Source organism: Bacillus sp. 007/AIA-02/001 (genome assembly GCF_004634455.1).
GTDB lineage: Bacteria > Bacillota > Bacilli > Bacillales > Bacillaceae_G > Bacillus_A > Bacillus_A cereus.
This window is the reverse complement of record NZ_SEIY01000001.1, coordinates 629,629-652,316: the sequence shown is the minus strand read 5'-3', so window position 1 is coordinate 652,316 and position 22,688 is coordinate 629,629. Positions and strand designations below refer to the sequence as shown.

Here is a 22,688-nt window from a genome sequence, read left to right as displayed (position 1 = left end):
GATCCTATGTTTCAAAAAGCACTGTGGCTAAGAACGTATCAACAAAGTAAATATGTTATATGGTTATTTTGGCTCGTCAGCTTCTGTACTTTATCATATAAATACTATATGACTTCTATTCAACAGCAATATTTTCTAAATATGAATAAAAAATGGAAAGCTATATATCATTACAGTTTTGATTTAACACTTCTAGATTCTATCATGCTGTTAGGTAGTTTGCTAATCGTTCTAGCTTGTACGTTAATTGGATGGGAAAGACAAAATAACACTAGCGACTTGTTATGGTCTATGCCCTTTAAACGTTCGCACCTGTATATAACAAAGTGGTTGTTTGGAATCTGTAATATCGCGGCTGTTGTCGTTTTAAACTGGGGACTATTTGCTATTATGAAAAAGTTGACTTTTCATAATAAATATCAAGTATTCTCGCCCTTTCATAGTTACTTTATATATATGTTAATTGTATTAATTGCTATTTATACACTTGCCTTATGTATAGGAACAATCGCTGGAAATGTGATATCGCAAGGATTTCTTACTGCAGCTATATTAATCTTCCCAGCGTTACTTCCATCTCTAATATCAGGAGTCATTGCTGTTCACTCGAGTGCCGACTTTCATGAGAACAATGGCATTATACATGATGTTATGGAAAACATACGTATTTCTAGTCCAGCAGAAGATTTTAATATTTACTTTAATTATGATCCGCAAAGCGCTTATACTGATCAAAATGGAGTACGTCATAACGAACCAAACTTTACAAAAATTCCCCCGGCAAAAACATTGCTTGGCCCTATCGCACATACCATTATTTTATTACCACTCGGTATATATTTATATGCCCGTTCAATCAATGAGCGAAATGGTAACTATCTATTATATCCAAAGTTACAAAAGTTAGTAATGGCATGCGCTATTTTCTTTGGTGGGATCGTTGGAGGTTTAATACTAAGTCGAGCGCACTCATTGTCCAGCTTTTACATCGGATTTTTAATAACTAGTTTCATTACGTATTTCTTCCTACCTAAAATATTAAAATGGAAAATCTCTTGGAATTTTAAATAAAATAACCTCCTCTCGATGAGGAGGTTATTTCACATTCTCTCTCCTATCCCCATACACCATCTCTTCTTTCATCCCAAATCCATCACCATTTTGCACAATTTGCTCTGTCGGTGCAACTACACTTTCAGCAATTTTCCATTCCCCACGCTCTTTCACAAATACTTGTAGAAAATAGTTCATGCCATCTAGTTGATATGCATTTTCTTTTTTCACATTATAGTGAATCGCAATGTAGTACACTTGAATGTTTTCTTTTCCTGTTTTTGATACGTATTGCGATAATCTCGGTATATAGAGGGCCGCTTTCTGAAAAGATAGTTGCTTCGCTTTAACAAGCGATGAACTTGTTACATTACGTAATGTGTCCTGATTACGAATATTATCGCTATGGTGGAATAATACTGCGTTTTGCATAGAACGAACCCATAATTTCGAATATAAGACTGTATTATCGGTTTCAATGTACTTCACTTCTTTTCGCACCACTTGGATAGGCGTATCTGCGTACGTAAATGTTTGAAAATAGAAAAAACCACCAAATAAAATGGTAAGTGCAGCAATATATTTCATAATCTTTCCTCCGATCTTTTAATTAAAGTATCGGAGTTTCAAAATATTTTTATTCAAAAGAAAAAGGATAGGAATGCTTTCGCTTCCTATCCTCATTTATTATAATACGCGGCCAAATAGTTCTAAGACCATTTCTATTTCTTGGTCGCTCCAACCTTTAAATCTCTCTTTATAATATTCTTTACGCACAGCTTCAAGTTTTTCAGTTACTTCTCTTCCGTGCTCTGTAATTTCTAAATACACGATTCGACGATCTGAATTAGAACGTTTTCTTTCTACTAATCCTTTTCGTACGAGACGATCTGTAACAGCTGTAATATGACTGGAGGTTACGTTTACTTCACTCGCAATTTGCGAAGCCATCTGTGGACTCTTTAAAAATAACGCACGTAATACAGAAAATTCATTATATGGCATATGTTCTGCAAAACGTGTATTAATATCATTTTGTAATAAACGTATCATTTTTCGAAATGATGCAGATAAATCTAAAATCAGTGTTTCTCTTTTTTCGTTCAATAGCCTCGTCCCTTTTTTATCATATTTACACATATTATAATCTATAAATACCTATGTTGTACATGCTTTCTTTCCTCAACATTCTCATTTATGTAACTTTTTTCATATAAATTTCTTTTTTGTTCACACATATACATATAAAAAGGATGGTGATGGAAAATGCAGGGTGGAATGAATCCTTATTTACACAACGTACGCACAGCTAATACTGGTAAAGAAGCTACTATTACTGTACAAGGCGAAGGCGTTGTCAAAGCAAAACCGAATGTTGTTATATTAACGCTTGGCATTCGAACAGATGATAAAAATGTAAAACAGGCTCAAGAAGAAAATGCAGTGCAATCCAAACAATTGCTGGATGCACTTAAACAGCTTGGTATTGCCGATAAAGATATAGAAACGATTTCTTATACAATTACTCCTCAATACGAATATGTAAATGATAAAGCATTGCTACAAGGATACCGCGTGGAGCATTTGTATGAAATTACCGTTTTAAATGTACAAAAAGCTGGGGAAGTATATGATATAGCCGTTTCAAATGGCGCAAATGTAGCAAAAGGTTTACGTTTCCGAGTATCTCATCCAAATAAATATTATGAGCAAGCTCTCATTCAAGCTCTGCACCAAGCAGTAGAAAAAGCTCGTGCTATTGCGAGTACATATAATTTAAATATTAATCCTGTTCCCCTCTCATTCGTTGAAGAATCTGCCCAATTACCACGGGAGGTTACGTCTTATGCTACTTTACATGCGCAAGCAGCCCCTCCCATTCAATCGGGTGAATTAGAAATCATTTCATCCATACGGGCTATTTTTACGTATTTATAACGAATTCTCTTTACAAGTAAACGTTATCATTTTACTTGTTGTAAAAACATGATGTTCTGATATAATAAAGAACGGTGAGCTCTTACATAAGAGATATCACGGGTGGGAGAGGGATATGAAAAAGAAGGTTTAACATGAAAGGAATACTTGAAAGAACATTTAAATTAGGTTTACACGAAACATCACCAAAACAAGAAGTATTAGCTGGAGTTACGTCATTTTTCACAATCGTATATATTATGATTGTAAATGCGTCAATCTTATCAGATGCTGGCATTCCTCTTGAAGCTGGAATTTTAGCAACTGTTTTTAGTTCATTTGTCGGATGTCTACTCATGGCATTTTGGGCAAATGCACCTGCTATTCTTGTCCCGGGTATGGGTGTAAATGCATTCTTCACGTACACAGCTGTGCATACGCTTGGACTAACTTGGCAAGAAGCATTGGCTGCTGTCTTTATCTCTGGTATTATTTTTGCAATTGCCGCTTTTACACCAATCGCTCGCGTGCTATCAGTATCAATTCCAAAGTCATTAAAGGAAGCGATTACTGTCGGCATCGGATTATTTTTAGCGTTTATCGGATTGCAAAAAGGTGGTTTAGTCGTTTCGAACCCAAATACTGCTGTGGCAATGGGGAAATTAAGTAATCCTGTCGTTCTTGCGACATTACTTACTCTTATCATTGCACTTGTATTATTTATTCGTAACGTACGTGGAAACTTTTTATGGACGATTGCAATAGGAACTGGTATCGCCTGGCTATTTGGTCTTGTGGATACGAGTCAAGTGGGAAGTAGTTCATTCTCATTCGCTAATTACGGTGATGTGTTTGGAGCTATGTCATTTGGGAAACTTTCTTCCTTACCATTTTGGATTGCAACATTCTCTTTAAGCATGGTGCTTATCTTTGAGAACATGGGACTTCTGCACGGTTTATTAGAAGATGATCGTAAATTCCCACGTGCTTACCAAGCCAATGCAATTTCAGCAATGACATGTGGTCTATTTGGCACAAGTCCTACCGTTTCAACAGTAGAAAGTGCCGCAGGTATTACTGCAGGTGGTAAGACAGGTCTGACGTCTATCGTTACTGGGTTGCTATTCTTTGCATCACTGTTTGCTCTTCCATTTGTCAAATTAATTCCTGATAGTGCCATTGCACCAATCTTAATTATTATTGGCGGTCTGATGATTACAAGCATTCAACAAATTCCTCTGAATGACTTTTCAGAAGGATTTCCAGCATTCTTAATTATCGTTATGATCCCGCTCACATATAGTATCGCTGATGGCATTGCGTTCGGATTTATTGCTTACCCTATCTTAAAAGTTGCTCTTGGAAAGCGTAAAGAAGTCGCACCATCTATGTATATCATTACATGCTTATTCTTAGCTATGTTTGTATTACATGCTATTGGTTAAAAAAAACACCGAGGAAATCCTCGGTGTTTTTTTACTTAAACCATCCTTTTTTATAAAACCAGGCCATCATTCCGCCGCCAATTAGTGCCATAATAAGTAGACAAATAAAATAACTATATTGTCCACCAAGCTCTGGCATATGCGTAAAGTTCATTCCATATACTCCCGCAATAAATGTTAATGGCATGAAAATAGTCGAGAATACAGTTAATGTTTTCATAATGTTATTCATATGATGTGAGTTTAATGAAAAATAACTATCCCGAATATCTGCTGTTAACTCTCGGCTTGCCTCAATCATTTCTGTTAGTTTAAGCAAATGATCATGTATATCTTTAAAGTAAATTTCATGATCGCTTATACCGTAAAAACGAGTCGAATTTAAAATACGATATAATAAATCACGCATCGGAATAATTGTACGCCTTAGCTTTGATAAATCTGTACGTATATCAAATACCTCTTCTAATACACTTCCTGCTGTCTCCCCCGTTAAATTATCATCAATTGCATTTAAATGATCCTCAATGTAATATACAGGCGCAAAATAGTCATCTACAATTTGGTCGATAATTGTATGAGCTACGTGTAAAGGACTATTTTTAATACGCTTCTTTTCTCCAAGTGTTTTCCATACTCTTTCGATTGCATTGTTATGAGAAAAGTGGAAAGAAACAATATAACGATCACTAATAAATAAATCGATTTCGTGCGGTTCTAGTCCATCTTCCCCAAATGCATGAAGTACTAAAAAGTTATATCCATCATAAAAATCAACTTTTGGCCTCTGTACATATTCTATACAGTCTTCAATTGCAAGGGGATGGAACTTAAAATGGTCTTGCAGAATATATGTATACTCTTCTTTCGTTGGCTTATATAAATCTAGCCAATACCATACAATATGGTCTTTCTTTGTTTCTTCTAGAGAAACATCATATAATACTTCATCTGTTTTTGTTACTGCACAAATTCTAATCATAATTTCACCCATTATTATTATAAACAAAAAATAGTAAAAAAAGCCAAGGAGAAATCTCCTCAGCTTTTTTTTATTACTTCGTTACGATACCGTGTACTAAAGTTGGTGCATCTACGTGTTCTTTAGAGATCTTCATGTTCTCATAAATTTTCGCTTTTACATCTTCAACATTTTCGCGGTTTGCGTAAATTGTAACGAGAGATTCACCTTGCTTCACGCTATCGCCTACTTTTTTGCGCAGCATTAGACCAACTGCTAAATCAATTTCAGACTCTTTCGTTGCACGTCCTGCTCCTAAAAGCATTGCTGCTGTTCCGATTTCGTCTGCAACGATTTCTGATACATATCCGTCTTCTTTCGCTTCCACTTCAATTTTAAATTGTGCTTGTGGCAATTTAGAAGGGTCATCAACAACAGATGCGTCGCCGCCTTGCGCTGATAAGAACGTTTTAAATGATTCTAGCGCTTTTCCGTTGTTCATTACTTCAATTAGCTTTTCACGTGCATCTTCTAAAGATGAAGCTTGTCCAGCAAGGTACACCATTTGACTTCCAAGTGTTAAACATAGCTCTTCTAAATCTTTCGGCCCTTTACCTTGTAATGTATCAATTGCTTCTTGAACTTCTAATGCGTTACCGATAGCTTCACCGAGTGGTTGACTCATATCAGAAATAACTGCCATCGTGTTACGACCAACGTTATTACCGATGCGTACCATTGCTTCTGCTAAACGTTTTGCATCTTCATCCGTTTTCATAAATGCACCTGCTCCAGTTTTTACATCAAGAACAATTGCATCTGCACCAGCAGCAATTTTTTTACTCATAATCGAACTTGCAATAAGCGGAATTGAGTTTACTGTTGCTGTCACATCACGAAGTGCATATAGCTTTTTATCAGCAGGTGTTAAGTTACCACTTTGACCGATAACAGCGATTTTGTTTTCATTTACAAGACGCATGAATTCATCGTTTTCAATTTCCACATGGAATCCTGGAACTGCTTCTAATTTATCAATTGTACCACCAGTATGTCCTAAACCGCGTCCAGACATTTTCGCTACTGGTACATCTAAAGCGGCTACTAATGGACCTAATACAAGTGTCGTTGTATCACCAACACCACCTGTTGAATGCTTATCTACTTTTACACCTTCAATAGCTGATAAGTCGATTGTATCACCGCTATTTACCATTGCCATCGTTAAATCGGCACGCTCTTGATCGTTCATATCTTGGAAGAAAATTGCCATTGCAAGTGAACTTACTTGATAATCAGGAATATCACCATTCGTATATCCTTCAACAATAAAGTTAATTTCTTCTGTCGTTAATGCATGTCCGTCACGTTTTTTTGCAATTAGGTCCACCATTCTCATTGTGAAGTCACCCCTTCATTTGTTTTACGATTGCTTTTACTAATGCTAAGAAGTTAGCTTTAACACGTTCTGTCGTTTCAATTACTTCATCGTGGTGAAGTGGTTGATCTAAAATACCAGCTGCCATATTTGAAATACAAGAAATACCTAACACTTTCATACCAGCATGACGCGCTACAATTACTTCAGGTACTGTTGACATACCAACTGCATCTCCGCCAAGTGTACGAAGCATACGAATTTCAGCAGGTGTTTCATATACAGGACCTGTCATTCCTACGTATACACCTTCTTGTACTTTAATATTTAAGTCTGCTGCAACTTGTTTCGCCATTTCGCGAAGTTCTACTGTATATGATGTAGACATATCAGGGAAACGTACGCCCATTTCAGAATCATTTGGTCCGATTAATGGATTCGTACCCATGAAGTTAATGTGGTCTGAAATTAACATAAGATCGCCTGGCTCAAATGATGTATTTACACCACCAGCTGCGTTTGTTACAACTACTGTTTCTACACCTAGTTCTTTCATAACACGAACTGGGAATGTTACTTTTTGCATGTCGTATCCTTCATAGAAGTGGAAACGTCCTTGCATTGCTACTACTGTTACACCTTGAAGTGTACCAAATACTAGTTGACCTGCATGGCCTTCTACAGTTGATACTGGGAATTCAGGGATTTCACTGTAAGGTACTGTTACTGCGTTCTCAATTTCGTCTGCTAATACACCTAGTCCTGATCCAAGGATTAGTCCTACTTGTGGTGTCTCTTGAAATTTCTCTTTTAAGTATGAAGCTGATTTTGTAATAAGTTCACGATTCATTTGTTTATCCCCCTATTTCTTTAGCTCGTTTAAGAAGCTTGTTCCGTATTCTGGCATTTTCACACCGAAGTTTTCTGCTACTGTTGCACCAATATCAGCAAATGTTTGACGAAGTGGTAATTCTTGTCCGCCTTCTTTCATGCTTGGGCTATATGCCAATAATGGTACATATTCACGTGTATGGTCAGTACCAGGGTGAATTGGATCATTACCGTGGTCTGCTGTAATTAATAATAGATCATCTTCTTTTAGTTTTGCGAATACTTCTGGAAGACGTGCATCATATTCTTGCAGAGCTTCTCCGTATCCTTGTGGATCACGGCGGTGGCCGAATAATGCATCAAAGTCAACTAAGTTTAAGAAGCTAAGACCTGTAAAGTCCATATTTAATGTATCTACAAGCTTATCCATTCCATCCATGTTAGACTTCGTACGAAGTGATTCAGTTACCCCTTCACCATCATAAATATCAGAGATTTTACCGATAGCAATTACATCGTAGTCACTATCTTTTAATTCATTCATTACTGTACGGCCGAATGGTTTTAATGCATAGTCATGACGGTTTGGTGTACGTGTAAAGTTTCCAGGTTCACCAACGAATGGACGAGCAATAACACGACCTACCATGTATTTCTCATCTAATGTTAATTCACGTGCAATTTTACAGATTTTATATAACTCATCAAGTGGCACTACTTCTTCGTGTGCTGCAATTTGCAATACGCTATCAGCAGAAGTATAAACGATTAAAGAGCCTGTTTCCATTTGCTCTTGACCAAGTTCATCAAGAATCTCAGTTCCAGAAGCTGGCTTATTACCGATAATTTTACGGCCTGTTTTTTCTTCTAATTCATCAAGTAATTCTTTCGGGAATCCTTCCGGGAACACTTGGAATGGTGTATCAATGTAAAGGCCCATGATTTCCCAGTGACCTGTCATTGTATCTTTACCAGTAGATTTCTCTTGCATTTTTGTGTAATATCCAAGTGGTTTCTCTACTTTAGAGATACCTTTCATTTCTCGAATGTTACCAAGACCTAATTTCACCATGTTAGGCATTTGTAACCCATTCATATGTTCAGCAATGTGACCAATTGTGTCAGATCCTAAATCACCAAATTGCTCAGCATCTGGTGCTTCACCGATTCCCACAGAGTCCATTACGACTAGGAATATACGTTTATATTTATTCATAACTGCGACCTCCTATAAGTTCAGTTCTACTTCTTGTAGTATGTTCAAAACGCTATAAAGTGAAACTGTTATCAAAAAGAATTCTCATTGTTAAACAGTACTTCTTTAAATCATTTTCTAACCTATTTCGTTTACTTGAAACGATTCAAAAACATTTCTAGTTTTTTCTAAGTCAGATGTCAGACATCTGATACTGATATCATAACATGTTTACGCTTTCTTTTTAATACATTTTCGTAGAATTTCTCATTTTCTTCACACTTCTATTGTAATCCATTCTGCAACGAAGTGCTAATTTTTTTATGATTTATTTCTTCATATTAAAAATAAAAAGTAGCTCTAAAGAGCTACTTTTTATTTTACTTCTATTGTTTCTTCTTTATGTTCATGCAATTCGCCTTTTCTTACATGTACTTTCACTTTGTAAGCACCGTTCTCTTTGAAAGTATGTTTCGTTTCATACTCTCCTTTATTTCCTTCTTTCGCTGGAATAAATTCGTGTTTTTCAACACCATCTTTCCAAATCTCTAGTTGTACTTCAGCACCAGTTAATGCTTCTTCTTTTTGCTTTAAATGAACTTTCATTGTAGATTCAGCATTTGCCTTTATGTCTCCAGCCATAAGATGGATCATTGTGTCACTTTTATGATCTCCATGTCCTGCACTGTGGTCACTATTTTCTTTTTTCGCATCTTCTACTTTCGCATTTCCTACAGCAACTTTTACTTCTGGCATAACGTGCATTTCACGTGCATTTGTGTGAGCGATAATATGGTATACTCCATCCGTTTCGAATGTTTTCTCTACTGCATAAACACCTTTTCCTTTATGCTTACCATCTAACATCTCGTGTTTTTCGTCGCCATCTTTCCAAATTTCAAACTTTACATCATCGGCATCCGTTACTTTTTCTTTCCCTTGTGTAACAAGTGCTTGTACTTCTGTTTTTTCACCTGGTTTAATTTCTTTCGGATTTGTTTGTACTGCTACTTTTACAGCTTCAAGTTTCTGTTCTTTTTTCGGTTCTTCTTTGTTTGTATTACAGCCAGCCAACGCTAGCATCGCGATAAATAAAGTTATAATCAGTTTTTTCATCATCATTTCCTCCTTTATACTTTATTTAGTATAGAGGAAATACATTGTAATATTCCAGTCTTCTGCTGAAAACAATATACGAAATGTTTGTGAAGTTTCTGTGAAGCGGTCTTCCCCTCTTAATCTATGAAAAAAGAGCATAGTAACTATGCTCTCGGATGAAACTGTTTATATACATCTTTTAATCTAGTTTTTGAAACGTGCGTATAGATTTGAGTCGTTGAAATATCTGCATGTCCAAGCATTTCTTGTACAGCACGTAAATCTGCTCCATTTTCTAATAAGTGCGTAGCAAACGAGTGACGCAACGTATGAGGTGTAAGCTCTTTTTCAATATTTGCTTCTTTCGCTAATCGTTTTAATATTTTCCAAAATCCTTGTCTTGATAAACGATTACCATGATGGTTTAAAAAGAGTGCATCTACTACTTTTTTCCCCATTAATTCTCTTCTTCCTTTTTCAATATACTTTTGAATCGCTTCCGTTGCTAAACTTCCTAGTGGAATAATTCTTTCTTTATTCCCTTTCCCTATGCAACGAACAAATCCCATCGTTAAATGTACATCTTCTAAATTGAGTGCAATCAATTCTGAAACACGAAGTCCTGTCGCATACAGTAACTCTAGCATCGCCTTATCACGAATCCCAAAAGCACTTGTCATTTTTGGTGTTTGAAGTAACGCCTCTACTTCATCAACTGATAATACTTTTGGTAATTTCCGTTCCCCTTGTGGCGTTTCAATATGTACGGATGGATCGTGTTCTACCGCTCGTTCACGAAGTAAAAATTGGTGGAACGAACGAATTGATGCGATATGACGCGCTAATGTTTTCGAAGATTTTCCGTTCTCTTTTAAATACTGCAAAAAATTAACAATATGTAAACGGGTCACTTCATGAAAAGTTTTCGTCTGTTCCACATTTTGCAAATACTTTACGTAGCTTTTTAAATCCCGTTCATAAGATACTACTGTATTCTTTGCTAATCCTTTTTCGACAACCATATAATGAATAAAATCTTTTAATTGATCTTCCACTCTACACTACTCCCCATTTTCATAGAAAAACATCATTCTATTTACGAAAGCATCCTTTGCCGGTTCTTCATTCCCTGATACTTTTTCTACAGTCTCTTCTTTAGGTTTTTCATAACGATGATAGCTTTCATATTCTTCATTTATCCATAGTATAGCGAAATAAAACAAAATCGTACAACTTGTAAATAATAAAAATACTTTTATTCCATCAAAAGTTAATTTTAAAGCTCGGCGCATTGTAAATTCCTCCAAAATATAAGTTATTACAACATATGCCAAGCTTTCACCAATTTATACCTTATTCAAATAAAAAACCTCTTCCTAGATAAATAGGAAAAGGTTATTTTTCATCCGTTTCATTTTCTTGACAATTTTTACAAATCCCATGGAATGTTAAACGATGATCTTTCACCTTAAAGCTCCAGTCTCGTTCTACTTTCCTTTCCACTTCACCAAGTAAATCTTCTTGTATTTCTTGTACAGCACCACATTGTGTACAAATCAAATGATGGTGGAAACGCTGCGCACCTTCTTGGCGTAAGTCATAGCGTGAAACACCGTCTCCGAAGTTAATCTTATCGACAACTTTTAACTCAGATAATAGTTCTAAAGTTCGATAGACGGTTGCTAATCCGATCTCTGGCGACTTTTCTTTTACAAGGAGGTAAACATCTTCTGCGCTTAAATGATCTTCTTCATTTTCTAGCAGCACACGAACTGTTGCTTCACGTTGCGGTGTTAATTTGTAGCTCGCTGCATGTAATTGCTTCTTAATTCGTTCAATTCTTTCTTCCATTCGGTACTACTCCCTCCTCGCCACTCTTACACCATTATATCAGAAGAAGGGCTTCTGTCAAAAGAAAAAAACAATAAAAACAAATTGATAATTATTCTCAAAAAGTATTTATTTTTTATTAATAGCCTCAACGACTTCTTTCATTAAAACTGGTGATGCGTAAGCCTCCACACTAGAAGCAAGTGCTAACACCACTCCAATTACGAGAAAGAAGCATGTATAACGGATTAATAATGGTAATAGTGGCTCGGTTATTTTTCTAATAAATTGATGCCTAATCATCCGTAAAGAAAAACTTGCAGCAATAGTTGTCATAACGAGAAAGACTGGAATGATAATTAAATTTTGTGGCAAAACAGATACAAATGCTAATAATAGTCCATTCCATCCATGCTGACTTACTAAAAAACCAACTGTAAATCCAACGACAACTCCTTTTACAAATAATAAAATAAAAATAAGTGGTAATCCAATAATTGAAATCCCTAAAATCCAAATAAATCCGATGTATTTTAATTGCGAAAAGTAACTTTCTCGAAACATTTCGCCCGCAATGGCAAATTCTCCTTTAGAGACTTGTCCAAAAAAACGTTGTAAGTAAAATGATAAATCTTGTTTTTGATTGATTTGTAAACTATTCACCAGAATAGCTCCGAATATTACTCCCATCAATAATAAAACGGCGTTAAATATATATAATGAAGAGTTTTCCTGTATGTGAGACATTACACGGTCTTGCCAATTTTTTCGCCACATTTTTCTTCCCTCCGTTCACACTCTTATTAAAAATGTATGAAAGAAAGAAAAAAGTATGACGAATTAACATTGAAATTCCGCTCTACTTTGCTAAACTAAAAAGTAGAGAATAGGAGGGATTTCTCTTGAAACCATTATTATTAGATTTTCCAACATTATTTCAAACTGAACGCTTGCAAGTTCGTAAACCATTTCCAGGTGATGGTGCAGAAGTATATGAAGCAATCCAAGCTTCTCTAGAAGACTTAGTACCGTGGATACCAATTAACGCTGAAACAGAAGAGAGTGCTGAAGAAATTGTTCGCGAAGCTCACGGACAGTTTTTACTTCGTGAAACACTTGATTTTCACTTATACGATAAAGTATCTGGTACATTCATCGGAGCAATTACACTAAAGCCTGAAAACTGGGATATTCCAAAGTTTTCACTTCACTTCTGGCTACATAGTGCCTATACAAAACAAGGCTATATGACCGAAGCTGTTAAAGGTGCAATTCAGTTCGCCTTTGATAAACTAGGCGCTAGAAGAATTGAAATTCGTACTGATGCAACAAATATAAATGCATGTAGCTTAGCAGAACGTCTAGAATTCATTCTAGAAGGTACAATGGAAAATGATTTCCTAGCACCAGATGGTAGCTTACGTGATGCACGTGTATATGCAAAAATCAATTAAAAAACACTCGCCTTTGGCGAGTGTTTATTTTTGTAGTTGTAAATATTGTACCGCAAACATCGTCTTCGCATCATGAATACGAAGATCTTTCATAAGAGTAATCGCTTCTTCTAACGATACTTCCATTAATTCCACAAACTCATCTTCATCTAACTCAGCTTTATTTTCTTTTTTTGTCAAACCTGTCGCTTTATATACATATAAAATTTCATCTGCGAATCCTGGAGATGTATAAAAAGAAGTAATGAGCTCCATATTTTCACATACATATCCTGTTTCCTCTTCTAATTCACGAACTGCTGTTACCTCAGGTTTTTCACCAGGTTCTAACTTACCAGCTGGAATTTCTATAATCGCCTTTTCAAGCGCTTTACGATACTGCTCAACAAGCACAATTTTCCCCTCATCAGTAATAGCAATAATAGCAACTGCACCAGGGTGATTTACAATTTCACGTTTACTCATTGCTCCATTTGGTAATACTACATCATCAACACGAACTTTTATAACTCTACCATCAAAAATCGGCTCAGTTTTTACTGTTCTCTCTGCAAGATTACTCATACTACTTCATCTCCCTGTTCTATTTCCTATTCTTTCCTCATACATTTTACCACATTGAAAGGAGCGTGATAGAAATGAAAGTTTATATTTTACCAAATCGCGTCACTTTAGTCGGAAAAGCATGGCAAATTCGCCATAAGCTAAAGCAATATAGCAAAGAGTATACAACTGTACAAGAGTGGATTACAGCAAATAAAGTGAAACATTAATCATGCTTTTACGGGCAGTTAATGCGAAACGAAAAGTAAACGTTTGTCAACCTCTTTTCCCTCTCGTACAATAAAGGTAAGGAGGTTGACCTATGAAAAAACGTCAATTAGGAAACTCAGATTTGTTTGTTACAGAAATGGGCCTTGGCTGTATGTCTCTCGGTACATCTGAAACAGAAGCTATGCGTATTATCGATGAAGCAATCGATTTAGGAATTAATTTTTTTGATACAGCAGATTTATATGATTACGGATTAAATGAAGAATTTGTTGGAAAAGCCTTGAAGGGAAGAAGAGACCAAATTGTTCTTACAACGAAAGTTGGAAATCGTTGGACAGAAGAAAAAAATGGCTGGTCTTGGGATCCTTCTAAAGCTTACATAAAAACTGAAGTAAAGGAAAGTTTACGTAGACTTCAAACTGATTATATTGATCTTTACCAACTTCATGGCGGAACGACTGAAGATCCAATAGATGAAACAATTGAAGCTTTTGAAGAATTGAAAAAGGAAGGTATTATTCGCCATTACGGTATTTCTTCTATACGCCCAAATGTCGTTCGTGAGTATGCAAAACGCTCAAACATCGTTAGTGTACTAATGGAATATAGCCTTTTAAATCGTCGTCCAGAAGAATGGTTCCCCCTTCTGAATGAACACCAAATTAGCGTCATTGCCCGCGGACCACTTGCAAAAGGAATTTTAACTGACAACAATGCAAAAAAAATAGAAAGAGTAAAGGAAAAGGATTATCTCTCTTATTCTTACGATGAATTACATACAACTCTAGCGAGTGTAAAAGAAACGATTGGAGAACGCTCTTTAACAGGAACAGCTATTCAATATTGCTTACATAGTAAGACTGTTGCAGCTGTTATACCCGGTGCAAGCTCGCTTCAACAATTACAGGAAAATATACGAGCTAGCCAACAGTTACCTTTAACGAAAGAAGAATATATACAACTTCAAAAGATTGTTAAATATGACACATATGCTTTGCATCGTTAAAAATATCGAATTACCGATAAACAGAAGACTGTCTCCAGTATTAGGAGACAGTCTTTTTTATAACGTATCATATTTATCAGGATTCGTTCCTACATGTAAATCACGATTCAACGTGTTAATTTGACGTATCTCTTCTTCAGTTAGTGCAAAATCAAAAATAGTAAAGTTTTCTTCAATACGAGATGGTGTAACAGATTTAGGAATTGTAACAATTCCGCTTTGAATATCCCACCTTAATATAACTTGTGCAGGTGTTTTTTCATATTTGTTAGCAATAGCCTGAATGATTGGATGCTGGAATACTTCTCCGCCCCTCATTAACGGACTCCATGCTTCCATTTGAATTTGCTCATCTTGACAATAATTGCGCAACTCAAATTGCGTCAACATCGGATGAAGTTCCACTTGGTTTACCATCGGCTTCACTTTGCAATTTGGTAATAATAGTTCTAAATGATGTTTATGAAAATTAGAAACACCAATCGCGCGCACTTTACCTTCTTCATACAATTTCTCCAAAGCTCGGTACGTATCAACATACTTCCCTCTTACCGGCCAATGTATTAAATATAAATCTACATAGTCCATTTGTAATTTTTTCAAACTCTTTTCAAACGCCTCGAGTGTCTCCTCATATCCTTGATCGTCGTTCCATACTTTTGTTGTTATAAATATATCTTCTCTTGGAATTCCTGATTCACGTATCGCCTCTCCGACACCGCTTTCATTTTCATATACAGTTGCTGTATCAATCGAACGGTATCCAACTTCTAACGCTGTTTTTACTGCTTGCTTTACTTCGTCTCCTTCTTTCGCTTTATATACGCCTAGACCAATCATCGGCATTTTCACGCCATTATGAAGTGTAGTTGTTGGAATATGCACAGTCGTCTCCCTTTCATTGTTACATTTTTTATAAGCCACAACTTTATTTCAACAAGATTCATCCCAAAAGTCAAAACATACGTACAGTTTACATAACACTTTTATATAGCTAAAAAATAACGTGAACTCATTCATTTAAGTTATTTTCTCTCCATTCTTTCGCTTTTTCATCCACATTGCGCACAAACTCATTTTTCCCTTCCGTATATAACGTGCCATCATATGTATACTTTTCGGCTAATTCTCTCTTTAAGGTTGCATATGCCTCTGCTTCTTCACAATGAGCCATCATATAATCACGAAACGCTAAATGCCTTACAATCTCTGGATTTCCTTTTTCAAACACGTGTAAATGATACGAACGTTTTTCTTCAGTTCCATGAATAAAATATCGGCGTCTTGAAATACCATTTTCCCCTTTTACGATGTAACCAAGCTCTATAAATCGTTCATTCCACCCATCTACTCTTTCGATATTTTCTACTTCCATGATCATATCAATAATAGGTTTAGCTGCCAGTCCGGGCACTGACGTACTTCCAATATGATGAATTTTCACCGTTTCTGGCATCGCTGTTTTTAATCTTTCAGCCTCCATTTGAAATTTTTCACTCCAATGGTTTTCATGTGGAACAACGATAATTTTTCTCATTCTAACTCCCCTTTTCTTACAAGCTCGTCAAAAAATGATCAGTGAAATACCACTGATCATTTTTTATTATTTAAAGTCTTTCCAAGTAAGGTTACTTTCACTTAGCAGTTCTTCAAATGATTTATTCTTTTCACGTTCTTTTTGTTCTTGGCGCTTTCTTTCCAGTTCAGCTGCCTCTTTTTCCTCTTCCCTCACTTGCAACTCTTTCTTCTTACTCTTTAATTGTTGCATGAGTGAATCATTTAATTGATCGCCTAATGTAAGTGTTTCTTTCTTCGGTTGATTCACTTGTGATTGTCTTTGTATTTGTCTTTGTTTCTTTTTCTTCATGCTACTCACCTTTTACTTTTTTCTCCATTATAGTAGATACACGATGAAATCGACAATAAAAAAAGGTCTTCACTCTATTATTCACTTTTTGTAAATATGTTAATTTTTCGAAAAGACTAAATTTTTGTGTAGCTATAATCCTATGAATCTATTAAAATTATGTCGTATGATGTCAGATTATAAAAAAAGGAGAATTATATTATGTGGAAAAAAATTATTCCTGCCGTTGCTGTTTTAAGCACCATTACTTTTTCAAGCGTATTTGCCGCTCCCCCATCTCAGAATCCAACTGAACAAAACCGCTACATAGACGTACAAATGCTTGGTATTAATGATTTCCATGGACAACTAGATACTGTTAAAAAAATCAATAATAAAGAAGCTGGTGGCGCTGATTACTTAGCTACTTATTTAAAAGAACGTAAAAAACAAAACCCTAATACACTTCTCGTACATGCTGGTGATATCGTCGGAGCTAGTCCACCAGTTTCAGCATTATTACAAGATGAACCGACAATTGAATTTTTAAATGACTTAAAATTTGATGTCGGTACAATCGGAAACCATGAATTTGATGAAGGTATTGATGAAATGCAACGCCTCATTTACGGTGGATATCATGAAAAAACAGGGAATTTCAAAGGGGCTAACTTCCCCTATGTAGCTGCTAACTTCTACAACAAATCAACTGGCCGCTTATTTTTACCACCGTTTACTGTAAAAATGGTAGATGGTGTTCCTGTAGGATTCATTGGGGTTGTTACAACTGATACACCAAATGTCGTTATGCCTACGATGCTTAACAATGTACAAATTACTGATGAAGTAGAAGCAATTAATAAATCAACACAACAATTAAAACGTCTCGGCGTTAAATCTATCGTCGTTCTTGCTCATGTCGGTGGAACAACCGATGAGTCTGGGGTAACAAATGGCGATCTTACTCGAATTGCAAATGAAACAGACCCAGAAGTTGATGTTATTTTCGGTGGACATAGTCATACGTATGTAAATGGTACAGTAAATAATAAACTAATTGTCCAAGCAAATTCATACGGAACGGCTTTCTCAGACGTGGATGTAACAATTGATCGTAAAACAAAGGATATTGTAAAGAAAAAAGCTGAAGTTGTTACAACGTATCATGAAGGTGTAGAACCTGATAAACAAGTAAAGAAAAAACTAGATCAATATAAAGAAAAAATTGCACCACTTGTAAATGAAGTAGTCGGAAAATCTACAGCACCTATCGACCGTAAACAAAATGATGCTGGTGAGTCCACTCTTGGAAATTTAGTTGCCGATGCTCAGCGTCAAACGATGCAAACTCAAATCGCCCTCATGAATCCTGGTGGCATTCGTAATGACTTAGATGCTGGTGATATTACGTGGGGTGAGTTATACGGCATTCAACCTTTTGGAAATCAATTAATTAAAGTAGATTTAACAGGTCAAGACATTCGCGATATTTTAAATCAGCAATGGCAAAAAGGAACAACAAGAATGCTTCAAATTTCAGGTATTCAATATACGTGGGATGCAAATAAACCAAACGGTGAAAAAGTTACAAATATACGTTTAACAAACGGAGAAGAATTATCTCCATCTAAAATGTATAGCGTAGTTGCAAATGCCTTCTTAGCTTCTGGCGGTGACGGATTCGTATCATTTAAAAATGGTAAAAATGCAGAAACTGGTCCAAACGACTTTGAAGCGTTAGTCGATTACGTAAAACAATTAAAAGAACCAATTCAGCCAGTTATTGATGGAAGAATTCAAAAAGTAAATTAAGTGTTTCTCTAATAATAAATTTCATTTTTCACGCCATAAAGGATTTATACTGATCCTCTATTTTATACGTAATATACATCATAAAAAGGATACTCGTTCTTCCAATGAACATAGTATCCTTTTCTTTAGTTATCAAAATGTGATGTTTTGTCAACTTCATATTGCTGTAAAAATTGGTGCAACGCCTCTTCTACAAGTTTAGATTTTTGAATTCCTTTCGATTCTGATATAAGGTCCAATTGTGATAATATTTCTGTATTAATAGAAAAGGTTCGTCTCTTCTTCTCTGTACTTTTACTCATAATTGGTACAATTACTTCTTCTCTTTTTCTTAATAATTCATAAATGCTTTGTAATTGCTCATAAATTAACAATTGATAATCTGTTTTCTCATATTGAAGGGCGGTCGCTTCTTGGAGTTGTAAGTGACGTGGTTCTTCTCCATCTCCTACAAAAATACGTTTCTTCTGCTCTCCATCATATTCGTATCCAATCAATCTTAATTTCTTCGATAATGTATACGGGCTTATTTCAAGACGTTTTGCTATAATAGCGATGGGTTCACGTCTATTTAAACCATCTATAATTTCTCCAATCGTCACAATTTCCCTCCTCCCGTGTTGAAATGACACTAGTATGGTATGTTACAATGATTTTCTAACAGTATATGCAAAATGAATAGCCTGTGCGATTCATACGATTTCACAAAAGGAGGTTTTCAATATGCTTTTTCGTAGCTACACCCCTCAGTTCTATAATGAAAACAAACAACTCATTCCTAACAGTATCGCTACGATAGAAAGCGTTATGATTAATAATCGAAAACAAACTCTCCTTATGCGTGGACAAAACGTAGAGCAACCTATTTTATTATGCTGTCACGGCGGACCTGGGATGGCACAAATCGGATTTATTCGCCATTTTCAAAAAGAATTAGAGAAGCAATTTATTGTTATTAATTGGGATCAGCGCGGGGCTGGTAAATCCTTTTCACTGAAAGATTTCGGAGCAAATTTCACAATCGAACAATTCGTTTCCGATGCAAAAGAAGTGATTCAATATGTACTTAAAAGGTTCAACAAACAAAAACTATTTCTCGCTGGTCATTCTTGGGGAAGTATTATTGGGCTTAACATAGCACATCAATATCCAAAGTATATTGAGGCTTACATCGGTATTGGGCAAATTGTACATATGAAACAAAATGAAGAATTGCTATATCAACATTTAATTCGTTCTGCAAAAAAACATAATCATAAAAAAGCATTAGCTTCCCTTTTAAAATTAGGAAAGCCACCATTTTTAGATACGAGACGTCTCATTATTCAAAGAAAGTGGCTTGGCACATTCGGAGGCGCAATCCAAAATGGATCTTCCTTTTCTTTCATACGAAAAGGTTTCTTTTCTCCTGAGTACACGCTATTAGATTGGTTCAAGTTTCTCGCAGGAAATTTAAAATCTGGCGTTTTATGGGAAGAAATGCTGACAATCGATTTCTTTTCTTCTATCTCAAGTTTATCTATTCCAGTTTATTTTTGTTCTGGTCGCTATGATTATCAAACTCCTTATGCACTCGTTCAGGAATATTGCGATATTATTGAAGCGCCTATAAAAAAGATGATTTGGTTCCCAAACTCAGCACATTCTCCTGATCTAGAAGAACCAGAATTATTCGCCAATTCTTTGCAATCAATTAAACAAGAGCTAGCTTTTCAGCATTAGTCACAAAAGGCTCTTTTACATTTCATAGAAAACATTTTATAATAATATGTCGCAAGTATGTATAAACATAGCAAAATGTTTCATATGTACTTGTCTTAACAGAATAAAAATTTAGGGAGATTACATTTATTATGAACGCTGTACTCGTCGCAGTAGCAATTATGCTATTGCTTAGTTTGTTACGTGTCCAGGTCATTGTCGCCATCATTGTTGGAGCTTTAACAGGCGGACTTATCGGCGGACTCGGTATTTCAGAAACGATTAACACTTTTACAACTGGTCTTGGAAACAGTGCTCCAATCGCTTTAAGTTATGCAATGCTTGGTGGTTTCGCTATTTCCCTTTCCAAAACAGGACTTCCAGATGCTATGATTCAAACTGCATTAAAATGGATTGGCAATGAACAAGACACGAAAAAACAAGTTTATTCTAAGGTACTTATTTTATTCATTATTTTAATGATGGCTTGTTTCTCACAAAATGTGATTCCTGTTCACATTGCTTTCATCCCCATCTTAATTCCAGCACTTTTAAAAGTATTAACTGAGCTGAAAGTGGATCGCAGACTTGTCACATGTATTATTACATTTGGATTGATTACTCCTTATATGTGGATCCCTGCAGGGTTCGGAAAAATTTATCATGACGTATTGCAAACCAACGCTGCGCAAAGCGGTCTTACATTTGATGTCGCACTTATTCCAAAAGCAATGACTATTCCAGCAATCGGTATGATTATTGGATTATGTGTAGCGGTATTCATTACGTACCGAAAACCTCGTACGTATGAAACAGAACAAATTCATACTACCGAAAATGAAATCGTTCCCTATACAAAACGTAGCATTACTTTCGGGTTATTATCTATCATTGCTACATTAACTGTTCAATTAACAACAGAATCAATGATTTTCGGTGCTTTAGCAGGTATTATCGTCTTATCAGTTAGTGGCAGTCTACCACTTAAAGAAGCAGATGCGATATTAACAAGCGGAATGCGTATGATGTCCTTTATTGGCTTTGTTATGATTGCTGCCGCTGGATTCGGCGCTGTTCTTCGAAAAACAGGACATGTTGAATCTCTAGTGCAAACGAGTGCACATATAATCGGAAATAACAAACCACTCGCTGCATTTCTTATGCTCGTTATTGGACTTCTCGTTACGATGGGAATTGGTTCATCCTTTTCAACCATCCCTATCTTAACAACCATTTTTGTACCTCTTTGCATTCAGCTTGGATTTAGTCCAATGGCCACAATTGCAATTATCGGTACAGCCGGAGCACTAGGTGACGCAGGATCTCCAGCATCGGATAGTACCCTTGGACCAACATCCGGTTTAAATGCTGATGGTCAGCACCATCATATATGGGATACATGTGTACCCACTTTTCTACATTACAATATACCGTTACTTATATTTGGCTTTATTGCCGCAATTACATTATAAAAAGGTGCGTATAAAACGCACCTTTTACTTTTTTATTTTTCCTTTTAATTGTTGAAAAGCTACTTTTCCGTTATCTTTGACATAGTTTTCAATTGTCGGTAGTGATGAACCTATCCATTCACACTCTATACTCCCATTCGGTCCAACAATTTTTAATTTATCTGGTATATGTATATTTAGAAATCTCGCTGACCGAATTAACTCAATAGCAATCTGATCACTTGAGGCTACAATTCCATCTACATACGGATTGTTTTGCAATAATGTAATAAATTGTTTATTTGTATACCCTTGTACACATTCTTCTCGATAAGAGATTCCTTCATCCCAAACAGCGTCTAAAAACCCTGCTATATGATCTTCCATTTCTGCACTTTCTTCTCCCTCACCGAAATATGCAAGAAAGTGACACCCTTTCTCTTTTAATACAGAAACAGCTCTCTGTCCACTTTCATAATAATTTCCATGTGATTGTTGCTCATCGATCACAACAAACGGAAATGGAATTTTTCCTACACTTTTAAAAACTGCTCTTGTCAAAATAACACCTGCAATGTTATTTTGCTTCAGCATATGTATGTATCTATCTTTATTCTCTATATTACAAATAATGATTTGATAACCTTCTTTATATGCTATTTCCTCAATACAATGTAGCAAAGTGATGTTTGATTGGTTACATAAATTATCTACAAGTAATGCAATTATCGTTGAATCCTCTTTAAATAGTGGCTTCGCTGCACTGTTTGGCCTATAACGTAATTCTTCAATTGCTTCCTTTACTTGTTTTACTGTGTCCTCATGAACGTATCCTTTTTCATTAATAACTCGTGAAACGGTTGCGACTGAAACACCTGCCAATTTTGCAACATCACGTATAGTTGCCACATCGTCACCCCTTAATATGGTAATAGA

26 protein-coding genes are annotated in these 22,688 nt (G+C 35.8%); 9 read left to right on the top strand and 17 right to left on the bottom strand.

Translation table 11 applies throughout. The features are described 5' to 3' along the window. The first annotated feature begins 6 nt into the window (after window positions 1–6). Entirely contained in the window at window positions 7–1,071 is a 1,065-nt protein-coding gene (locus ES895_RS03545; protein WP_000486526.1) for an ABC transporter permease subunit, read from the top strand. 24 nt (window positions 1,072–1,095) lie between these two features. On the opposite strand, the gene ES895_RS03540 is transcribed toward ES895_RS03545, so the two are convergent. Continuing rightward, a complete protein-coding gene (locus ES895_RS03540) occupies window positions 1,096–1,641 on the bottom strand; it encodes a hypothetical protein (protein WP_000873786.1) in 546 nt (181 codons plus the stop codon). A 99-nt stretch (window positions 1,642–1,740) separates the two neighbouring features. Beyond that, window positions 1,741–2,160 carry a MarR family winged helix-turn-helix transcriptional regulator gene (locus ES895_RS03535; RefSeq protein ID WP_001003305.1) on the bottom strand — a complete coding sequence of 140 codons (420 nt, stop codon included), beginning with the start codon at window positions 2,158–2,160 and terminating at the stop codon, window positions 1,741–1,743. 159 nt (window positions 2,161–2,319) lie between these two features. On the opposite strand from ES895_RS03535, the gene ES895_RS03530 reads away from it, so the two are divergent. Both ES895_RS03530 and ES895_RS03525 read left to right on the top strand, forming a co-directional pair. After that, window positions 2,320–2,991: an SIMPL domain-containing protein gene (locus ES895_RS03530; RefSeq protein ID WP_001161448.1), complete on the top strand. Its 672-nt coding sequence runs from the start codon at window positions 2,320–2,322 to the stop codon at window positions 2,989–2,991. A gap of 134 nt (window positions 2,992–3,125) precedes the next feature. After that, window positions 3,126–4,415: an NCS2 family permease gene (locus tag ES895_RS03525; RefSeq protein WP_000676242.1), complete on the top strand. Its 1,290-nt coding sequence runs from the start codon at window positions 3,126–3,128 to the stop codon at window positions 4,413–4,415. 31 nt (window positions 4,416–4,446) lie between these two features. Here the strand turns inward: ES895_RS03525 and corA are convergent, their stop codons facing one another. The 9 genes from corA to spoIIM form a co-directional block, all read right to left on the bottom strand. Then, window positions 4,447–5,409 (bottom strand): magnesium/cobalt transporter CorA, encoded by a 963-nt coding sequence (gene corA / locus ES895_RS03520; RefSeq protein WP_002005674.1) that lies wholly within the window; start codon window positions 5,407–5,409, stop codon window positions 4,447–4,449. Between the two features lie 61 nt (window positions 5,410–5,470). After that, window positions 5,471–6,775 (bottom strand): pyrimidine-nucleoside phosphorylase, encoded by a 1,305-nt coding sequence (locus ES895_RS03515; RefSeq protein ID WP_001243069.1) that lies wholly within the window; start codon window positions 6,773–6,775, stop codon window positions 5,471–5,473. 7 nt (window positions 6,776–6,782) lie between these two features. Further along, complete coding sequence (locus ES895_RS03510; protein WP_001078446.1) at window positions 6,783–7,604, bottom strand: purine-nucleoside phosphorylase; 822 nt, start codon at window positions 7,602–7,604, stop codon at window positions 6,783–6,785. Window positions 7,605–7,616: 12 nt separating this feature from the next. Beyond that, window positions 7,617–8,801, bottom strand: a complete 1,185-nt coding sequence (gene deoB / locus ES895_RS03505) for a phosphopentomutase (protein WP_001046079.1) — start codon at window positions 8,799–8,801, stop codon at window positions 7,617–7,619. Between the two features lie 354 nt (window positions 8,802–9,155). Continuing rightward, the gene (locus ES895_RS03500) at window positions 9,156–9,896 is read right to left on the bottom strand and encodes a FixH family protein (protein WP_000733456.1); all 741 of its coding nucleotides are present in this window, start codon (window positions 9,894–9,896) and stop codon (window positions 9,156–9,158) included. 146 nt (window positions 9,897–10,042) lie between these two features. Beyond that, window positions 10,043–10,933 (bottom strand): site-specific tyrosine recombinase XerD, encoded by an 891-nt coding sequence (gene xerD, locus ES895_RS03495; protein ID WP_000390088.1) that lies wholly within the window; start codon window positions 10,931–10,933, stop codon window positions 10,043–10,045. A gap of 6 nt (window positions 10,934–10,939) precedes the next feature. Further along, entirely contained in the window at window positions 10,940–11,170 is a 231-nt protein-coding gene (locus ES895_RS03490) for a YqzK family protein (protein WP_001250432.1), read from the bottom strand. Between the two features lie 103 nt (window positions 11,171–11,273). Beyond that, complete coding sequence (gene fur / locus ES895_RS03485; RefSeq protein WP_000392657.1) at window positions 11,274–11,729, bottom strand: ferric iron uptake transcriptional regulator; 456 nt, start codon at window positions 11,727–11,729, stop codon at window positions 11,274–11,276. A 108-nt stretch (window positions 11,730–11,837) separates the two neighbouring features. After that, a complete protein-coding gene (gene spoIIM, locus ES895_RS03480) occupies window positions 11,838–12,455 on the bottom strand; it encodes a stage II sporulation protein M (RefSeq protein WP_013142149.1) in 618 nt (205 codons plus the stop codon). Window positions 12,456–12,610: 155 nt separating this feature from the next. On the opposite strand from spoIIM, the gene ES895_RS03475 reads away from it, so the two are divergent. After that, the gene (locus tag ES895_RS03475) at window positions 12,611–13,162 is read left to right on the top strand and encodes a GNAT family N-acetyltransferase (protein WP_000803479.1); all 552 of its coding nucleotides are present in this window, start codon (window positions 12,611–12,613) and stop codon (window positions 13,160–13,162) included. Window positions 13,163–13,186: 24 nt separating this feature from the next. Here the strand turns inward: ES895_RS03475 and ES895_RS03470 are convergent, their stop codons facing one another. Beyond that, a complete protein-coding gene (locus tag ES895_RS03470) occupies window positions 13,187–13,726 on the bottom strand; it encodes an NUDIX hydrolase (protein WP_000067041.1) in 540 nt (179 codons plus the stop codon). 74 nt (window positions 13,727–13,800) lie between these two features. On the opposite strand from ES895_RS03470, the gene mciZ reads away from it, so the two are divergent. Together mciZ and ES895_RS03460 are read left to right on the top strand one after the other, a co-directional pair. Further along, complete coding sequence (gene mciZ, locus ES895_RS03465; protein ID WP_000870302.1) at window positions 13,801–13,935, top strand: Z-ring formation inhibitor MciZ; 135 nt, start codon at window positions 13,801–13,803, stop codon at window positions 13,933–13,935. Between the two features lie 92 nt (window positions 13,936–14,027). Continuing rightward, window positions 14,028–14,942, top strand: coding sequence for an aldo/keto reductase (locus ES895_RS03460; protein ID WP_000747227.1), 915 nt, complete (start codon window positions 14,028–14,030; stop codon window positions 14,940–14,942). Between the two features lie 57 nt (window positions 14,943–14,999). Here ES895_RS03460 and ES895_RS03455 read toward each other — a convergent pair whose 3' ends face one another. The 3 genes from ES895_RS03455 to ES895_RS03445 all read right to left on the bottom strand — a co-directional run bounded on the left by ES895_RS03455 (window position 15,000) and on the right by ES895_RS03445 (window position 16,809). Then, the gene (locus ES895_RS03455; RefSeq protein ID WP_000547991.1) at window positions 15,000–15,827 is read right to left on the bottom strand and encodes an aldo/keto reductase; all 828 of its coding nucleotides are present in this window, start codon (window positions 15,825–15,827) and stop codon (window positions 15,000–15,002) included. Between the two features lie 127 nt (window positions 15,828–15,954). Continuing rightward, window positions 15,955–16,479 carry a GrpB family protein gene (locus ES895_RS03450; RefSeq protein ID WP_001226445.1) on the bottom strand — a complete coding sequence of 175 codons (525 nt, stop codon included), beginning with the start codon at window positions 16,477–16,479 and terminating at the stop codon, window positions 15,955–15,957. A 66-nt stretch (window positions 16,480–16,545) separates the two neighbouring features. Continuing rightward, a complete protein-coding gene (locus ES895_RS03445) occupies window positions 16,546–16,809 on the bottom strand; it encodes a YqkE family protein (RefSeq protein ID WP_000727548.1) in 264 nt (87 codons plus the stop codon). 201 nt (window positions 16,810–17,010) lie between these two features. On the opposite strand from ES895_RS03445, the gene ES895_RS03440 reads away from it, so the two are divergent. Further along, window positions 17,011–18,600, top strand: coding sequence for a bifunctional metallophosphatase/5'-nucleotidase (locus ES895_RS03440; RefSeq protein ID WP_000265560.1), 1,590 nt, complete (start codon window positions 17,011–17,013; stop codon window positions 18,598–18,600). A 125-nt stretch (window positions 18,601–18,725) separates the two neighbouring features. On the opposite strand, the gene ES895_RS03435 is transcribed toward ES895_RS03440, so the two are convergent. Next, window positions 18,726–19,202, bottom strand: a complete 477-nt coding sequence (locus ES895_RS03435; RefSeq protein ID WP_000151926.1) for a ribbon-helix-helix domain-containing protein — start codon at window positions 19,200–19,202, stop codon at window positions 18,726–18,728. 121 nt (window positions 19,203–19,323) lie between these two features. On the opposite strand from ES895_RS03435, the gene ES895_RS03430 reads away from it, so the two are divergent. Beyond that, window positions 19,324–20,322, top strand: coding sequence for an alpha/beta fold hydrolase (locus tag ES895_RS03430; RefSeq protein ID WP_000898967.1), 999 nt, complete (start codon window positions 19,324–19,326; stop codon window positions 20,320–20,322). Window positions 20,323–20,453: 131 nt separating this feature from the next. Then, the gene (locus ES895_RS03425) at window positions 20,454–21,773 is read left to right on the top strand and encodes a Na+/H+ antiporter family protein (RefSeq protein WP_000994819.1); all 1,320 of its coding nucleotides are present in this window, start codon (window positions 20,454–20,456) and stop codon (window positions 21,771–21,773) included. Window positions 21,774–21,797: 24 nt separating this feature from the next. On the opposite strand, the gene ES895_RS03420 is transcribed toward ES895_RS03425, so the two are convergent. Continuing rightward, window positions 21,798–22,661: a LacI family DNA-binding transcriptional regulator gene (locus ES895_RS03420; protein WP_000201341.1), complete on the bottom strand. Its 864-nt coding sequence runs from the start codon at window positions 22,659–22,661 to the stop codon at window positions 21,798–21,800. Window positions 22,662–22,688: the final 27 nt, after the last annotated feature.

Excerpts from the sequence above, each read along its gene's own strand:
- ES895_RS03545 (WP_000486526.1), top strand. The coding sequence starts at position 7 with ATGTTTCAAAAAGCACTGTGGCTAAGAACGTATCAACAAAGTAAATAT.
- ES895_RS03540 (WP_000873786.1), bottom strand. The coding sequence starts at position 1,641 with ATGAAATATATTGCTGCACTTACCATTTTATTTGGTGGTTTTTTCTAT.
- ES895_RS03530 (WP_001161448.1), top strand. The coding sequence starts at position 2,320 with ATGCAGGGTGGAATGAATCCTTATTTACACAACGTACGCACAGCTAAT.
- ES895_RS03525 (WP_000676242.1), top strand. The coding sequence starts at position 3,126 with ATGAAAGGAATACTTGAAAGAACATTTAAATTAGGTTTACACGAAACA.
- corA (WP_002005674.1), bottom strand. The coding sequence starts at position 5,409 with ATGGGTGAAATTATGATTAGAATTTGTGCAGTAACAAAAACAGATGAA.
- ES895_RS03515 (WP_001243069.1), bottom strand. The coding sequence starts at position 6,775 with ATGAGAATGGTGGACCTAATTGCAAAAAAACGTGACGGACATGCATTA.
- ES895_RS03510 (WP_001078446.1), bottom strand. The coding sequence starts at position 7,604 with ATGAATCGTGAACTTATTACAAAATCAGCTTCATACTTAAAAGAGAAA.
- deoB (WP_001046079.1), bottom strand. The coding sequence starts at position 8,801 with ATGAATAAATATAAACGTATATTCCTAGTCGTAATGGACTCTGTGGGA.
- ES895_RS03500 (WP_000733456.1), bottom strand. The coding sequence starts at position 9,896 with ATGAAAAAACTGATTATAACTTTATTTATCGCGATGCTAGCGTTGGCT.
- ES895_RS03490 (WP_001250432.1), bottom strand. The coding sequence starts at position 11,170 with ATGCGCCGAGCTTTAAAATTAACTTTTGATGGAATAAAAGTATTTTTA.
- fur (WP_000392657.1), bottom strand. The coding sequence starts at position 11,729 with ATGGAAGAAAGAATTGAACGAATTAAGAAGCAATTACATGCAGCGAGC.
- spoIIM (WP_013142149.1), bottom strand. The coding sequence starts at position 12,455 with ATGTCTCACATACAGGAAAACTCTTCATTATATATATTTAACGCCGTT.
- ES895_RS03470 (WP_000067041.1), bottom strand. The coding sequence starts at position 13,726 with ATGAGTAATCTTGCAGAGAGAACAGTAAAAACTGAGCCGATTTTTGAT.
- mciZ (WP_000870302.1), top strand. The coding sequence starts at position 13,801 with ATGAAAGTTTATATTTTACCAAATCGCGTCACTTTAGTCGGAAAAGCA.
- ES895_RS03460 (WP_000747227.1), top strand. The coding sequence starts at position 14,028 with ATGAAAAAACGTCAATTAGGAAACTCAGATTTGTTTGTTACAGAAATG.
- ES895_RS03450 (WP_001226445.1), bottom strand. The coding sequence starts at position 16,479 with ATGAGAAAAATTATCGTTGTTCCACATGAAAACCATTGGAGTGAAAAA.
- ES895_RS03445 (WP_000727548.1), bottom strand. The coding sequence starts at position 16,809 with ATGAAGAAAAAGAAACAAAGACAAATACAAAGACAATCACAAGTGAAT.
- ES895_RS03440 (WP_000265560.1), top strand. The coding sequence starts at position 17,011 with ATGTGGAAAAAAATTATTCCTGCCGTTGCTGTTTTAAGCACCATTACT.
- ES895_RS03430 (WP_000898967.1), top strand. The coding sequence starts at position 19,324 with ATGCTTTTTCGTAGCTACACCCCTCAGTTCTATAATGAAAACAAACAA.
- ES895_RS03425 (WP_000994819.1), top strand. The coding sequence starts at position 20,454 with ATGAACGCTGTACTCGTCGCAGTAGCAATTATGCTATTGCTTAGTTTG.